The 14820-nt window shown below is 67.5% G+C and carries 14 protein-coding genes and 1 pseudogene; 8 read left to right on the forward strand and 7 right to left on the reverse strand.

Translation table 11 applies throughout. The annotated features are described in order from the left end of the window. From VE759_RS10735 to VE759_RS10745, 3 genes are all read left to right on the forward strand, one after another. A partial coding sequence (locus tag VE759_RS10735) for a formate dehydrogenase accessory sulfurtransferase FdhD (protein WP_324931560.1) occupies positions 1-363 on the forward strand: 363 nt, incomplete at its 5' end. 265 nt (positions 364-628) lie between these two features. Then, positions 629-1858, forward strand: coding sequence for a formyl-CoA transferase (gene frc / locus VE759_RS10740; RefSeq protein ID WP_324931563.1), 1230 nt, complete (start codon positions 629-631; stop codon positions 1856-1858). Positions 1859-2014: 156 nt separating this feature from the next. Next, complete coding sequence (locus tag VE759_RS10745) at positions 2015-3421, forward strand: OFA family MFS transporter (RefSeq protein WP_324931566.1); 1407 nt, start codon at positions 2015-2017, stop codon at positions 3419-3421. Between the two features lie 28 nt (positions 3422-3449). Here VE759_RS10745 and VE759_RS10750 read toward each other — a convergent pair whose 3' ends face one another. Then, positions 3450-4118: a GntR family transcriptional regulator gene (locus VE759_RS10750; protein WP_324931570.1), complete on the reverse strand. Its 669-nt coding sequence runs from the start codon at positions 4116-4118 to the stop codon at positions 3450-3452. 236 nt (positions 4119-4354) lie between these two features. Between VE759_RS10750 and VE759_RS10755 the strand changes: the two genes are divergently transcribed. Next, on the forward strand, positions 4355-5125 hold the full coding sequence (locus VE759_RS10755) for an IclR family transcriptional regulator (RefSeq protein ID WP_324931573.1): 771 nt from the start codon (positions 4355-4357) through the stop codon (positions 5123-5125). Positions 5126-5161: 36 nt separating this feature from the next. Here the strand turns inward: VE759_RS10755 and gcl are convergent, their stop codons facing one another. The 3 genes from gcl to VE759_RS10770 are packed head-to-tail and all read right to left on the reverse strand — an operon-like array spanning position 5162 to position 8705. Further along, on the reverse strand, positions 5162-6958 hold the full coding sequence (gene gcl / locus VE759_RS10760; RefSeq protein WP_324931576.1) for a glyoxylate carboligase: 1797 nt from the start codon (positions 6956-6958) through the stop codon (positions 5162-5164). Between the two features lie 5 nt (positions 6959-6963). Beyond that, positions 6964-7848, reverse strand: a complete 885-nt coding sequence (locus VE759_RS10765; protein WP_324931578.1) for a 2-hydroxy-3-oxopropionate reductase — start codon at positions 7846-7848, stop codon at positions 6964-6966. Continuing rightward, the gene (locus VE759_RS10770; protein ID WP_324931631.1) at positions 7845-8705 is read right to left on the reverse strand and encodes a hydroxypyruvate isomerase family protein; all 861 of its coding nucleotides are present in this window, start codon (positions 8703-8705) and stop codon (positions 7845-7847) included. The genes VE759_RS10765 and VE759_RS10770 overlap by 4 nt, the downstream gene beginning before the upstream one ends. 166 nt (positions 8706-8871) lie before the next feature. On the opposite strand from VE759_RS10770, the gene VE759_RS10775 reads away from it, so the two are divergent. From VE759_RS10775 to upp, 3 genes are all read left to right on the forward strand, one after another. Next, positions 8872-9054 carry a hypothetical protein gene (locus tag VE759_RS10775; RefSeq protein WP_324931581.1) on the forward strand — a complete coding sequence of 61 codons (183 nt, stop codon included), beginning with the start codon at positions 8872-8874 and terminating at the stop codon, positions 9052-9054. Continuing rightward, the gene (locus VE759_RS10780; protein ID WP_324931584.1) at positions 9054-10190 is read left to right on the forward strand and encodes a glycerate kinase; all 1137 of its coding nucleotides are present in this window, start codon (positions 9054-9056) and stop codon (positions 10188-10190) included. Before VE759_RS10775 ends, VE759_RS10780 begins: the two co-directional genes overlap by 1 nt. 62 nt (positions 10191-10252) lie before the next feature. Next, positions 10253-10876, forward strand: coding sequence for a uracil phosphoribosyltransferase (gene upp / locus VE759_RS10785; protein WP_324931587.1), 624 nt, complete (start codon positions 10253-10255; stop codon positions 10874-10876). On the opposite strand, the gene VE759_RS10790 is transcribed toward upp, so the two are convergent. Both VE759_RS10790 and VE759_RS10795 read right to left on the reverse strand, forming a co-directional pair. Beyond that, a complete protein-coding gene (locus VE759_RS10790; protein ID WP_414687885.1) occupies positions 10858-12480 on the reverse strand; it encodes a phospho-sugar mutase in 1623 nt (540 codons plus the stop codon). The genes upp and VE759_RS10790 overlap by 19 nt on opposite strands. Next, positions 12375-12815: pseudogene (locus tag VE759_RS10795) on the reverse strand (MarR family winged helix-turn-helix transcriptional regulator); the annotation flags it as partial. The gene VE759_RS10790 and the pseudogene VE759_RS10795, both read right to left, overlap by 106 nt. A 93-nt stretch (positions 12816-12908) precedes the next feature. On the opposite strand from VE759_RS10795, the gene VE759_RS10800 reads away from it, so the two are divergent. Continuing rightward, positions 12909-14015 carry an AbrB family transcriptional regulator gene (locus tag VE759_RS10800; protein ID WP_324931593.1) on the forward strand — a complete coding sequence of 369 codons (1107 nt, stop codon included), beginning with the start codon at positions 12909-12911 and terminating at the stop codon, positions 14013-14015. Here the strand turns inward: VE759_RS10800 and VE759_RS10805 are convergent. Then, on the reverse strand, positions 13961-14749 hold the full coding sequence (locus VE759_RS10805) for a purine-nucleoside phosphorylase (RefSeq protein WP_324931595.1): 789 nt from the start codon (positions 14747-14749) through the stop codon (positions 13961-13963). The genes VE759_RS10800 and VE759_RS10805 overlap by 55 nt on opposite strands. Between the last annotated feature and the right edge of the window lie 71 nt (positions 14750-14820).

The raw sequence follows: 14820 nt of genomic DNA on the forward strand, positions 1-14820 counted from the left end.
ACCGGCGGCTTGCACGCCGCCGGGCTGTTCGCCGTGGATGGGCAGCTGCTATGCCTGCGCGAGGACGTTGGCCGGCACAATGCGGTCGACAAGGTAGTGGGCTGGGCGCTGCGTGCGGACCTCCTCCCGCTGCGCGGCACGGTGCTGCTGGTCAGCGGGCGGGCTTCGTTCGAACTGGTGCAGAAGGCCGTGATGGCCGGCATACCGGTTCTGGCAGCGGTGTCGGCGCCGTCGTCGCTTGCCGCCGATCTCGCCGCGGATACCGGCCTCACGCTCGTCGGCTTCCTACGCGGGAACTCGATGAACGTCTATTCCGCCCCGCAGCGGCTGGGGTTAACCGACCCGGCGCCGGTCGGCGCCTGAACCGGCCACCGTCAACAACGGTGCAGCAGCGGCGGGCGCAGGCGAGTAGCGCGTCCGTGCAAATTTTCCAAATCACTGGACAGGCCGGCCCGTGATGAGTAACACTGTGGTCTACATCATACGGTATACAATCTCTGCCGTGGATCACTCGGAGCGCCGGTCGTGAGGGCCGACACACCGAACCCGGCACGGCGGAGCGTAGACCGCCCAACGAGTCGAAAGAGTTCAGACATGGGTCAGACGCCCGCCGCCGTGGGAGTCCGTCATGGGTAAGGCACTCGACGGCGTTCGCGTTCTGGACATGACTCATGTCCAGTCGGGCCCGTCCGCCACGCAGCTGCTCGCCTGGCTCGGCGCGGACGTGATCAAGCTCGAGGCGCCCGGAACCGGCGACATCACCCGCAGTCAGCTGCGCGACATCCCGGGCACCGACAGCCTCTACTTCACGATGCTGAACTGCAACAAACGCAGCATCACCCTGAACATGAAGAGCGACGAAGGCAAGCAGATCTTCACCGATCTGGTGTCCCGTGTCGACATCCTGGTGGAGAACTTCGGCCCCGGCGTCGTCGACCGGTTCGGTTTCCCCTGGGAGCGGCTGCGTGACATCAATCCGCGGCTGATCTATGCCTCGGTCAAGGGATTCGGCCCGGGCAAGTACTCCCACTTCAAGGCATACGAAGTCATCGCCCAGGCGATGGGCGGCTCGATGGCCACCACCGGGTTCGAGGACGGGCCGCCCACCGCGACCGGTGCCCAGATCGGTGACTCGGGCAGCGGCATCCACTTGGTGGCGGCGATCCTGGCCGCGCTCTACCAGCGCACCAACACCGGCCGTGGGCAGCGTGTCCAGGTCGCGATGCAGGAGGCCGTCCTCAACCTCTGCCGCGTCAAGCTGCGCGACCAGCAGCGGCTCACGAACGGCCCCCTTCACGAATACCCCAACCAGCACGTCGGCGACGAGGTCCCGCGCTCGGGCAACGCGTCCGGCGGCGGCCAACCGGGGTGGGCCGTCCGGACCAAGGGTGGCGGTCCCAACGACTACATCTACGTGATCATCCAGCCGCAAGGATGGGCGTCGCTGGCCGAACTGATCGGACGCCCGGATCTGGCCAACCATCCCGACTGGGCCCATCCCGAAGCACGACTGCCCAAGTTGGACAAGGTGTTCGCCCTCATCGAGGACTGGAGCGAGCAGCACACCAAGTGGGACGCCTTGGACGCGCTGAACGCTCGCAACATCCCATGCGGTCCGGTGCTCGGGGCGAAGGAACTGATCGAGGACGAGATACTGGCCGATCTCGGCGCGATCGTCACCGTCGACCACCCCGAGCGGGGCCCGTTCAAGACCGTCGGCTCTCCGCTGCGGCTCTCAGACTCCCCGGTCGACATCGTCCGCTCCCCGATGCTTGGCGAGCATACGGAAGAGATCTGTACCGAACTCGGCTACTCGCCGGCTCAGCTGGAGCAGTTCAGGCGTGCCGGCGCGATCTGAGCCGCGGATGCCGGGCGTCGGCCGCGCGCCGCCCGACGGCAGGTGGGAGCCCCCTAGCGCACGTCCATTCCAAGCGCCCCGACGCCCACCGCGGAAAACCGACGCGAGAGGTCATCGAGGTACCCACCCTCTACAGATTTGTGAAAGTGAGTAAGGATGTCATCGACGATGACCAGTGCAAGTTATCGCGAGGTAACCGACGCGAACGGCCGCGTATACCGCCTGGGCGAGAGTGACCGCGATCTGCTCGGCAGATCCCGGGCGTACATGGTCTGGCTGCCATGGATCGCCATGATGGCGGTCAGCGTGTTCGAATACGGCTACGGCGCCGCCGCGCAAACGCTCCGGCATGCGCACGGATGGAGCCTGTCCCAGACTTTCTGGCTGCTGTCCATCTGGGCGTTGTTCCAGGCGGGAATAGCCTTTCCGGCCGGTCGGCTGCGCGAGAAGGGAATCGTCTCCGCCAGGGCCGGCATGCTCGGTGCCGCGGTCCTGTCGGCGATCGGCTTCTTCAGCATCGCCAATACGAACAACCTGGTGATCGCCTTCATCGGCTTTGCGGTGTGCGGCGGCATTGGCGTAGGCATTGTGTATGCGACGTGTATCAACATCGTAGGTAAGTGGTTCCCCGAGCGGCGCGGCGCCAAGACCGGATTCGTCTGCAGCGGGTTCGCCTACGGCGCGGTGCCGTTCATCTTCATCTTCAGCTACGCTTTGCATCCGAACACCTATGTCTGGGTTCTCGACGCCGTGGGCCTGTTCATGTTGCTGGTGGTGGCCGCGTGCGGCGCGTTCTTCAAGGATCCGCCGAAGAACTGGTGGCCGTCCCAGGTCGACCCGGTGCAGTGGGCGGCCAGCAACTCGGGCGCCAGGAGCCTCCGGAAGAACCCCCCTGCCGTCCGGCAGTACACACCAATGGAAGCGATCAAGACCGGCATGCTGCCGCTGATGTGGCTGTCGCTGGGGATCAGCGCCGGCGTCTCGCTGTTCGGCATCAGCTACATGGTCCCCTTCGCCAAGGAGCTCCATTTCGGGCCGCTGATTGCGGCGTCGTCCGCCGGTGTGCTCTCGGTCATCAATGGCACTGGTCGCGCAGTGACCGGGTCGCTGTCCGACCGGCTGGGACGCAAGCAGACACTGCTCATCGTGCTGCTGATCGAGGCCCTTTCGATGGTCGGCCTGCTCTACGCCGGCGAAGCCGAGAACGAGATCGCGTTCCTCGTCTTCGCCTTCCTGGTGGGATTCGGCGGCGGTGCGTTCTACCCGCTGTTCGCGGCCCTCACCTCGGATTACTTCGGTGAGAACAACAATGCCAGCAATTACGGCCTCGTTTACAGCTCCAAGCTGCTCGGCTCGGTCGTGGGGATCGGCGTGGGCGGCAGCGTTATTGAAGCCTGGAGCTACTCGGGTGCCTATTGGATTGCGGCGGCAAGTGCTCTCGTCTCCGCCGGGATCGCCGCGTTCCTGCGCCAGCCGGGCCGTTCCCGGGCCAAGACCGAGCCGGGCGTAGCCACCGGGTTGGCGGTCGGACCCGACTTGCGGTCAGCTGAGGCGATCAGCTGAGACGGGCCAGGGGCCGAGGGGCGAGCCGTCAGGCGACCCCCTCGGCCCCAGCCTGCCGCCGCTCATGGTAAATCTCCCGGGTGCGCTCGGTGTGCCGGCGCATCAAGTCTCCCGCCCGCCTGCTGTTTCGGCGGGCGATCGCATCGATGAGTTCGGCGTGCTCGTCCCAGGCGTCCTTCCCGCGGGTCCGCGCGATAGGCAGGTAGTACCACCGCACGCGACGGTCGACCGACGCGATCAGATCGGCCAGGACCGTGTTGGCGGACATGACAACCACATACGCGTGCAGATCGGCGTTGGCTGCGACAAGTCCCTCCTGATCGTCATCGGCCAGTGCCTTTTCCCCGGCACGCTGTAGCTCCAACAGGTGTTCGACTTGCTCTGGCGTCGACGCGCGGGCGGCCAGCCTGGCGGACTCCGCCTCCAGCAGGGTCCGCACCGCGAGAAGTTGATCGGCCTCCTCGTCTGTGGGTACGTGGACGAATGCGCCAAGAGCCGGACGCAGGTCCACCCAACGCTCGTTCTGCAAGCGCTGCAGCGCCTCCCGGACCGGCTGTCGGCTGACCCCGAGCTGAGCCGCCAGCTCGTTCTCGACCAGGTGTTCACCCGGTTTCAATTCGCGGGTGATGATCATCTCGACCAGGGCGTCGTAGACCGCCTGCCGCAGCGGCGCCGGCCGCTCCAGCGGGGCCCGCACGGTCCGTGTGGTCGGTGCACTTCGCGACGCTCCGCCAGCGCGCGTAGACGCAAGCCGCTGCTGGGCCATGGCATCTCCCACTTTCATCGTCACCCGGCCGGGTCTGGCCGGTCTTTAGCATACAGTCTGCAACATCCACCCGGTGGCGACAAGCCGCTGAGACGAAATCCGCGTTGCCCCTCAAAGAATTTCATGATACGAAATTCGCAGGTCGCTTTGCGGATCGGAGGGTTTCGATGGCGGATGACTCGTCGATCAAGGGCGGCGTTCAATCGGTTGAGCGCGCGTTCGAGCTGCTGGAGATCATGGCCAGTGCAGGCGGCACGATTGCGCTGGGGGAGTTGGCGGCTCGTGCCGAATTGCCGCAGCCAACCATTCATCGTCTGGTCCGGACCATGTTGGCGATGGGCTACGTGCGGCAGCTTCCCAATCGGCACTATGCACTGGGACCCAAGTTGATTCGGTTGGGTGAGAGCGCAACGCAGCTCATCGGGTCATGGTCGCGTCCGCATCTCGCGGGTCTGGTGGAGCGAACCGGCGAGACCGCCAATATGGCGGTATTGGACAACGACATGGCGGTCTACGTTGCTCAAGTGCCCTCGCCGCATGCCATGCGGATGTTCACCGAGGTGGGCCGGCGCGTTTATACCCACAGCACGGGTGTGGGCAAGGCGCTTCTGATGCAGCTTTCCAACGAGGCGATCGTGGCGGTCCTGGGGCGCGCCGGCATGCCGGCCTCGACACAGCGCACCCACACCACACCCGAGGCGCTGATCCGCGACATCGAGTTGTCCCGCGCCCGCGGCTACGCCGTGGACGAAGGCGAACAGGAACTCGGCGTGCGGTGTTTCGCGGTGCCGGTGCCCGACGCCCCGACACCGACCGCGATCTCGATCTCGGGTCCGGAGGCGCGGCTCACGCTGAAGACCGCAACAACGGTCACGCCGTTGTTGAAGCGAATCGCCCGCGATCTTGCGTCGGAGTTCGACAGGGAAGCCGCGGTCTAGGCGCCACCCGATTCGCCGCTCCGTGCGGCCACGGCTTCAGTCGATTAGCAGAGCGGCCGCTGTCGGTGCGTCTTCGAGCGATTCGGCGAGATCGTTGAACTCGACGACGTTGTCGATCTCGGTTCCCATCGCGATGTTGGTGATCCGCTCCAGGAAGATCTCTACCACCACGGGCACCTTGTGCTCGTGGGCAAGTTGCTGCGCCCGCGTCAGCGCCGGACCGATGCCCTGCGGCTCGGCTACCTGAATTGCCTTGCAGCCCAGGCCCTCAGCGACGCGCAAGTGATCCACGCCGTATCCCTTCGGAACGTCACCGTCGGCGGCTTCCTGCGCGTTGATGTTGTCGAAGCCCAGTGACACGCAATAGTTCATGTCGAGGTTGCGCTGCGCCTGGCGGATCAGTCCGAGGTAGGAGTTGTTGACCACGACGTGCACGTAGGGAAGGTTGAACTGCGCGCCGACCGCCAGCTCTTCGATCAGGAACTGGAAGTCGTAGTCGCCCGACAACCCGACCACAGTCGCGTCGGGGTCGGCGGCGACGACGCCGAGGGCCGCCGGCACCGTCCACCCCAGTGGCCCGGCTTGACCACAGTTGATCCAATGGCGCGGCTTGAAGACCTGCAGGAACTGTCCACCGGCGATCTGCGACAGGCCGATCGCGGTGACATAGCGTGCATCGCGGCCGAACGCCTGGTTCATTTCTTCGTAGACGCGCTGCGGTTTGATCGGAACGTCATCGAAGTGGGTCTTGCGATGCATCGTCTGCTTGCGCTGCCGGCAGTCTTCCACCCACCGGCTCCAATCCGGCAGCGTGCCCGCGGCGCGGCGCTCCTTGGCGACGGCGACAAACTGTTCAAGTGCGGCCTTCGCGTCCGAGGCGATTCCGAAGTCGGGCGCGAAGACCCGCCCGATCTGGGTGGGCTCGATGTCGACGTGAATGAAACGCCGTCCCCTGCGGTAGGTGTCGAGCCCGCCGGTGTGACGGTTGGCCCATCGGTTGCCGATTCCGAAGACAAAGTCGGATGCCAACATCGACGCGTTGCCGTAGCGATGGGCGGTCTGCAGTCCGACCATGCCGGCCGCCAGGCGGTGATCGTCCGGGATCGTGCCCCATCCCATCAGCGTCGGCACCACCGGGACATTGAGGATCTCTGCCAACTCGACCAGAAGATCCGAGGCGTCGGCGTTGATAATGCCGCCGCCCGCGACGATGAGCGGTCGTTCGGCCGTCGCCAGCATGTCAATCGCCTTGGCGGCCTGAGTTCGTGTGGCCGCCGGCTTGTACACGGGCAGCGGCTGGTAGGCCTCCGGGTCGAAGTCGATCTCAGCCAGTTGGACGTCGATGGGCAGATCGATGAGCACCGGTCCCGGTCGTCCCGACCGCATCAGGTGAAATGCCTGCGCGAATGCACCCGGAACTTGGCCCGGTTCGCGCACCGTCATCGCCATTTTGGTGACGGGCGCGGCGATGGCGGCGATGTCCACCGCTTGGAAGTCCTCTTTGTGGAGTTTGTCCACCGGCGCTTGGCCGGTGATCGCGAGGATCGGAATCGAATCCGCCGCGGCGGAGTACAACCCGGTCACCATGTCGGTGCCGGCCGGGCCGGAGGTACCGATGCAGATACCGATGTTGCCGGCCGCGGCGCGGGTGTAACCCTCGGCCATGTGGCTGGCGCCCTCGACATGGCGGGCAAGGATGTGTTTGATGCCGCCGTGTGCGCGCATCGCCGAGTAGAACGGGTTGATCGCCGCGCCGGGCAGGCCGAACGCCTGCGTGGCGCCTTCGATTTCGAGAATCCTGACGGCCGCGTCGACCGCTCGCATCCGTGCCATTTCGGTTACTCGCTTTCTCTTCCGGACAACCGCTCGACACCCAACAGCAGCGCCGAATGGTCGAGAGCGCCTTCGTCATTGGCCACAGCGGAGGCCATGAGTTGCGCGACGAGTGCGCCGAGTGGCGTGACGACACCTGCCTCCCGCGCGGCGGCGGTGACGATGCCGAGGTCCTTGTGGTGAAGCGCGATGCGGAAACCGGGCTCGAAGTTGCGTGCCAACATCTTCGGGGCCTTCTGGTCGAGCACCGCCGAACCGGCTAGTCCGCCGCCCAGCACCTTGACCGCGGCCTCGATGTCGACGCCGTAAGCCTGCAGGAACGTGATCGCTTCGGCGAGCAGCTCAATATTGCCGGCCACGATCAGCTGGTTGGCGGCCTTGACGGTTTGACCGGCACCGGCGGGGCCGACGTGCACAATCGTCTTGCCGACGACGTCGAGAATCGGCCTGGCCGCGGCGAAGTCGTCTGCGGAACCGCCCACCATGATCGACAGCGTGGCGTTCTTGGCGCCCGGCTCACCGCCGGACACCGGTGCGTCGATGACCCGCAGGCCCCGCCGGGCACCCACCCGCGCCAACTCCGCCGTGACGTCCGGCCGAATGGTGGAGAAATCGATCACGAGCGTGCCGGGCTGGGCATGGGCGAAAGCGCCATCGTCTCCGAGCAGTACGCTCTGGACGTCGGGGGAGTCGGGGACCATGGTCGCAACGACGTCGGCATTCTTCACGGCCTCTTCGACGGATTCCGCGGCGGTGCCTCCGGCCTCCACCAGGGCAGCCGTGCGTTCCGGCGAGCGGTTATAGCCGATGACCGCGTGTCCGGCTCGGGCCAGGTGGCATGCCATGGGGCTGCCCATGATGCCCAGCCCGATGAAAGCAATTGTGCTCATTGGATCCTCGAATCTGCGTGTGGCCGGGGTGATTCCGCGCATGCGGCGTGCGCACCGCGCTCGCTTTGCCGAAGCCAGTCAAAGGTGTCGGGTCTGGTCGCCTTGTATTCCAGGCCGATGTATCCCGCGTAGCCCAGTGCGCCGAGCTGCGAAAGGTAGCTGTCCAACGGGATTTCGCCGGTGCCCGGCTCGCCGCGGCCCGGCGCGTCGGCAATCTGCACGTGGCCGATCCGGCCGCTGTAGTCGTCAATCACGGCGGTGATGTCGTCGCCGTTGACGTGGAGGTGATACAGATCGGCCAGCAATCGCACGTTCGGTGCGCCGTGATCGGTGTGCACCCGATCCATTACCCGGATGGCGTCAGCGGCCGTCTTGAGGGGATAACGCGGCGCGCCGCTCACCGGCTCGACGAGCACGATCGCGCCGATGCGGTCCGCTGCCCGGGCGGCGTAGCCAAGGTTCTCCGCCGCCACGTAGTCCTGAGCCGCCGGTGCGCGGCCCTCGACGCGATTGCCGTAGAGCGCATTGAAGGCCCGAGTCCCCAGCGTCTCGCCGATGCCGACGGCGATATCGACGTTGTCGCGGAACGCCGTCGTCATGGCGGGGTCGGACAGAATCCCGCGGTCGCCGGCCGGCATGTCACCGGCAGCGAAGTTGAGCCCGGTCAACTGCACACCCGCGTCTTGGATGGCACGGGTGAACGTGGTCACTTCGGCGTCCGACGGCGTCGCTGACGCGAAGGGCCACCAGAACTCGACCGCCTCGAAGCCCGCGTCTCGCGCCGCTCGCGGCCGCTCCAGCAGCGGTAGCTCGGTCAGCAGAATCGAGCAGTTGACGGTGTAGATGGCCTTGTGGATGGCCTTGTCGATGGCCTTGTCGATGGGCTTGTCGATGGCCTTGTCGATGGCCTTGTCGATGGGCTCTGCCACGGCGTTGCCTCCTGTGCTGTGACCCGATAGCGGACCGGCGTGTCTATTCCGCAATATGGAATAAATCTACCGCTATACAAAATATAGTGAACCCGTGAACCACCGTCTTGTCAAGAAGAACGAGCGGGCACTCACATTGTTGACAGTCTTGTTGACAGTCGCACACAGCTATGCGACGGTCGATCTGACGAAAAAAGAATTCCGTATGGCGGAGCGAAAGGAGCCACGCGTGGTCGTGTTCCCGCAGCGCCGTGTGCTGGCCCGGGTGGTGGCCTGATGGAGGGGCACGTGGTGATCGCGCCCGACAAGTTCAAGGGTTCGTTGACGGCCGCGCAAGCCGCCCGGGCGATGTCGCAGGGTGTGCGGCGCGCTGACCCCGGCCTGAGCACCGTGGAGTGCCCGGTAGCCGACGGCGGTGACGGAACGCTCGATACCGTTGTCGCCGCGGGATTCGAGCGGGTTCGCGTCTATGCCATGGGACCGACTGGCCAGGTGGTCCGCACCGGGTATGCCCGGAACGGGAAGACGGCGGTCGTGGAGATGGCCGAGATCTGCGGCCTGCAGCGGCTTCCCGGCGCGACACCGGCTCCGATGACCGCATCCAGTCATGGCCTCGGCGCCGTGGTTGCGCAGGCGCTGGATCACGGATGCCGCGACATCATCATTGGCGTCGGCGGCAGTGCGAGCACCGATGGCGGGGCTGGCTTTCTCGCCGCGCTTGGCGCAGTTGCCCGCGATCGGCATGGCTTGCGCCTCGGTCCGGGCGGGCGGCACATCGGCGACGCCGCACATCTTGATCTCACCGAACTGCATCCCGAAATCGGCTCCGCCACTTTCACCATCGCCGTCGATGTCGACAATCCGCTGTCCGGCCCGGCGGGCGCGGCGAGGGTCTACGCACCGCAGAAAGGCGCCAACCCGCTCCAAGTCACCGAGCTGGACCGCGCGCTTCGCGTTTGGGCAGGCGTCGTCGACCGGGCAACGGGATCGGACTGCCGAGACGCCGCCGGAGCGGGCGCCGCGGGCGGCGTCGGTTTTGCCGCGCTGGCCGCGCTGCGCGCGCGGATGCGGCCGGGCATCGAAGTGATCCTCGACCTCATCGAGCTCGACCGGCACCTGCGTGGCGCCCGCGCCGCACTGACCGGCGAGGGCTCACTGGATCAACAATCCTTGCGCGGCAAGGCCGCGGTGGGTGTCAGTCGCCGTGCCGGCGCACATGGCATACCGATGTTTGCGGTCGCCGGCGTGTCGACCCTCTCCCCGGTCGAGGCCCGCACCGCCGGACTCGCCGGCGTCTATGCGCTCAGTGACCTCGAACCCGATCGTGCACGCTCAATCAGCCAGGCCGGCCGGCTGCTCACCTTGGCGACCGAGCGATTGACTCATGAATTGCGGTGCCGCGGCGCCGCGTAGGCAGTCGGTTCGTCTACCACAACCACGCCGCGAGGGCAGACCGCGCGTTAAGGTCATCGGCCATGGACGTGCACGTGGTCGACCATCCGTTGGCCGCCGCGCGGCTCACCACGCTGCGTGACGAGCGCACCGGCAACGCGGCCTTCCGTGCGGCGCTGCGCGACCTCACCCTGATGCTGGTCTACGAGGCGACGCGCGACGCCGCGACCGATTGCGTGCCGGTGCGGACGCCGCTGGCCGAAACCACCGGGGTGCGGCTGGCCAACCCGCCGTTGCTGGTGCCGGTGCTGCGGGCCGGGCTCGGCATGGTCGATCAGGCGCACGCGCTGATCCCGGAGGCCCGGGTGGGTTTCGTGGGGGTCGCACGCGACGAAAAGACCCACCGGCCCACGCCGTACTTGGAGTCGCTGCCCGACGACTTGACCACCCGGCCGGTGGTGGTGCTGGACCCGATGCTGGCGACCGGCGGTTCGATGGCGCACACGATCGAGCTGCTGCATGCCCGCAACGCGGTCGACATCACCGCGCTGTGTGTGGTCGTCGCCCCGGAAGGCCTTGCGGCCGTGGCGAAGTTGGCGCCGAATCTTCGGCTGTTCACCGCGGCCATCGATGATCGGCTCAACGACATCGCGTTCATCGTGCCCGGCCTCGGCGATGCCGGAGACCGTCAGTTCGGCCCGCGCTGAAGCAGGCCCGCCGCCTCGGCCTGCAGCTTGGCCTGCAAATCGGTGGCGACGGCCCGCGCGGCGGCCAGCTCGCCGTCGACCTGCTGACGAATCTCGATGTAGCACTTGATCTTCGGCTCGGTGCCCGACGGGCGCACCGCCAGCCGCACCGATGCGTGTTCGTCGCCGCCGGTGACGATCAACGCGTCGCTGCGTTCTCGGTCGCGCCGGGCCAGCAGGTCCTCGACCGTCACCGGGTACCCGGCCAACGTCGTCGGCGGTGCGGTCCGCAGCTGGGTCATCAGCGTGCCGGCGTCGTCGGTGGGTGCGGTCACCGCCGACGTCAGATGCACACCGTGGGCACGGGCCAGGTCGTCCAGCGCGTCGAGCACCGAACGGCGCTGCGCCGCCAGGGCGGCCACCAGGTCGCAGCACAGCACCGCCGCGCTGATGCCGTCCTTGTCGCGCACTGCCGCCGGGTCGACGCAGTGCCCGATGGCCTCCTCGTATGCATAGACCAAGTCATTGCCGGCCGCGCGGGCCAGCCATTTGAACCCGGTGAGCGTCTCGACGTGGCGGGCGCCGTGCGCCGTGGCGATGGCCGAAAGCATGCGTGACGACACCACGGTGCTGGCCACCGTCACGCCCGGTTCGGTGTGCGACAGCAGGTAATCGCCCAGCAGGCAGCCGGTTTCGTCGCCGGAAAGCATGCGCCAGCCATCCGGTGTCGGAACGCCGATGGCGCACCGGTCGGCGTCGGGATCCAGCGCGATCGCGATATCGGCGCCGATGTCTGCGGCCAGGTCCAGCAGCTTGTCCACGACGCCCGGCTCCTCCGGGTTCGGAAAGGGTGTCGTCGGGAAGTCCGGGTCCGGTTCGAATTGGCTTGCCACCGTGTGCACGTCGTCAAAGCCCGCCAGCCCCAACACCCGGACCGCCGTCGCGCCGCCGACGCCGTGCAGCGGTGTCAGCGCGACCCTGACCGACCCGGACCCACGCCGAACGGTAGCGGCGCGGGCGATGTAGCGCCGCACCAGTTCACCGCCGGACGGCGCGACCGGCCTGCGGGCGATCCGGTCGGCGGGGGGCGCTTCGTCGATCGCGGCCTCGATCTCGCGGTCGGTGGGAGAGACGATCTGGATTCCGCCCTCGAAGTAGACCTTGTAGCCGTTGTCCGACGCCGGGTTGTGTGACGCGGTGATTTGTATGCCCGCAGCCGCGCCGGTGTGCCGGACCGAAAACGCCAACACCGGCGTCGGCAGCGGCGACGGCAGCAAGACCACCGAAAACCCTTCGGCGGCAAGCGCTTCCCCGGCAGCCACAGCGAATTGCTCCGAGCCGTGCCGGGCGTCGCGACCGACCACCACCGTCGAGCCGGCCGGGTGGCGGCGCTTGAGCACCTCGGCCACCGCCCAGGTCGCGCGCAGCACCACCGCGAGGTTCATGCCCGTCGGTCCGTCGCGCATCGGGCCGCGCAGGCCCGCCGTGCCGAACGTCAACGACGTCACGTGGCCGATTCCGCTCGGCGGTCGGCCTCGGCGAGCTTGCGCAGCACCGGCGCCACCAGCATCAGCAGGTTGACTTCGAGCTCCGACAGGTTGTCGCGCATCGTGGCATGCAGCCACGCGTCCCGCTCGGCGCGGTCGCGGTGCAGCAGGTCGATGCCCGCGTCGGTCAGCTCGACGAGCTGGCGGCGCCGGTCGGCCTGATCCGGGCGCCGGGACACCAGTCGGCGGTCGGCCAGCTCGTTGATGCTGTCGGTCAGCGACTGCACTCTCACCTGCAGCCTGGCCGCGAGCTCGGCCGGGGTGCTCACCCCCGTTCTGCTCACCTCGCCGAGCAGCTCGAGCTGGGTCAGGGTCAGGCCGTGCGCGGGCCGGTGCCGGCGCATCTGGCGGGTCAACGCCATCATCGACTCGCGCAGCTCGGTGCCGGCGACCGGAGGGGAAAACGCGGCCATAAGCAAGTTATACCTTAACAATGTTCGCGGTAGTGCCGGTTTGCCTGGCAGGAATGCCAAGGAGATACTTGTATCTATCGGTGAGGAGGCGAAATGCTGAGATGGCTGCTGCTGGTGGCCGCCACGGTCGCCGTGACGCTTCCGCTCACCATGTTGGGAGTGCCGTCGGCGGCCTTGTTCGCCGGCCTGCTGGTCGGCATCGTGCTGGCCATGTTGTCGCTGGCGCCGAGCCGGGTGCCGCGGCCGGCCGGTATCGCCGCGCAGGGTGTGCTCGGCGTCTACATCGGCACGATGGTGCACCGTGACGCGTTCGCGGCCCTGGGTTCGGGCTGGCCGGTCGCCGTCACGGTGGTGGTCGGCACGCTCGTGTTGAGCATTGTCGGCGGCGCGCTGCTGGGCCTGCATCGCGATGTCAGCCCGCTGACCGGCGCGCTGGCCCTGGTCGCCGGCGGCGCGTCGGGTCTGGTGTCGATCGCGCGGGAACTCGGCGGTGACGAGCGCGTCGTCGCCGTGGTGCAGTATCTGCGCGTCGCGTTGATCACCGCATCCATGCCGCTCGTCGTCACGCTGATCTATCACGCGAGCAAGACGCGCGTCGCCGCGACGACGAGCCAAAGCGACTCGCCTTGGTATCTGAGCATTGCCCTGCTGGCGGTCATCGTCGTGACCGGTGCCACCGGCGGGCGGTGCATCCGGCTGCCCGGCGCGGGTCTGCTCGGACCGATGACGATCACGATGGTGTTGGAGCTGACCGGGCTGTCGCTCGGCCTCGCGGTGCCGACCATCCTGGTGCAGGTCGGCTACCTGCTGATCGGCTGGCAGGCCGGTGTCGCGTTCACCCGGGAAGCGGTGCGCACCGTGCAACGGGTGCTGCCCGCGGCGTTCGGGCTGATCCTGCTCATCAACGTCGCCGCGGCCGGCCTCGGCGTGTTGCTGGCGCACGTCGCCGGGGTCGGCCGGCTCGACGGGTATCTCGCCACCAGTCCAGGCGGCATCTACGCCGTGCTGGCCACCGCCGTCGAATCCGGCGCGAACGTCACGTTCATCATCGCCGCGCAGATGATGCGGGTGCTGCTGATGCTGTTCGCGGCGCCGCTGATCGCGCGGCTGTTCTTGCGGCTTGGCACCCGGCGGGAGCGGCCGGACTACAGCCGTTCGACCAGCTTTGCCAGCAGCGAACCCATCCGGGTCGCGGATTGACGACCGGTCTCCAGCACCTCGGCGTGGCTGATCGGCTGACCGGTCAGGCCGGCGGCCAGATTCGACACCAGCGACAGCCCCAGCACCTCGGCGCCCTCGGCGCGGGCGGCGATGGTTTCGTGCACGGTCGACATGCCCACCAGGTCGGCGCCGAGTACGCGCAACATCCGGACTTCCGCAGGCGTCTCGTATTGCGGCCCGGACAGCCCCGCGTATACGCCCTCGGCCAGCGTCGGATCTATCTCGCGGGCGATTTTGCGCAGCCGCGGGGAGTACGCGTCGACCATGTCGACGAACCGCGCGCCGACCAGTGGCGAGCGGCCGGTCAGGTTCAGGTGATCACTGATCAACACTGGCCCGCCGACCGCGAAGTCGTCCCGCAGTCCGCCCGCGGCGTTGGTCAGCACGACGGCGCGGACCCCGGCCGCACACGCGGCGCGCACCGGAAGCACGACGTCACCCAGATCGTGTCCCTCGTAGGCGTGAATTCGGCCGAGCAACACCAGCACTCGGTTCGCGCCGACCGGAATCGAAAGCACCTTGCCGCCGTGCCCCTCGGCGGTCGGCGCCGTGAAGCCGGGCAGGTCGGCCATCGGCACGACCGCGGCCGGCGACCCCAGCGCCTCGGTGGCCGGCGCCCAGCCCGAACCGAGCACGACCGCGACGTCGTGGCGCGCCACGCCGGTCCGCTCGGCGATTTCCGAGGCAGCCCGCCGCACCCGCGCACTGGTCACGGTGGGCGAGCTTAGCCGTGGGTGGGATACTGCGATGATGCCCGCAGCAAGTTCACCGACCCGTCGCCAAG

The sequence above is a fragment of the Mycobacterium sp. genome (assembly GCF_035640695.1).
Lineage (GTDB): Bacteria > Actinomycetota > Actinomycetes > Mycobacteriales > Mycobacteriaceae > Mycobacterium.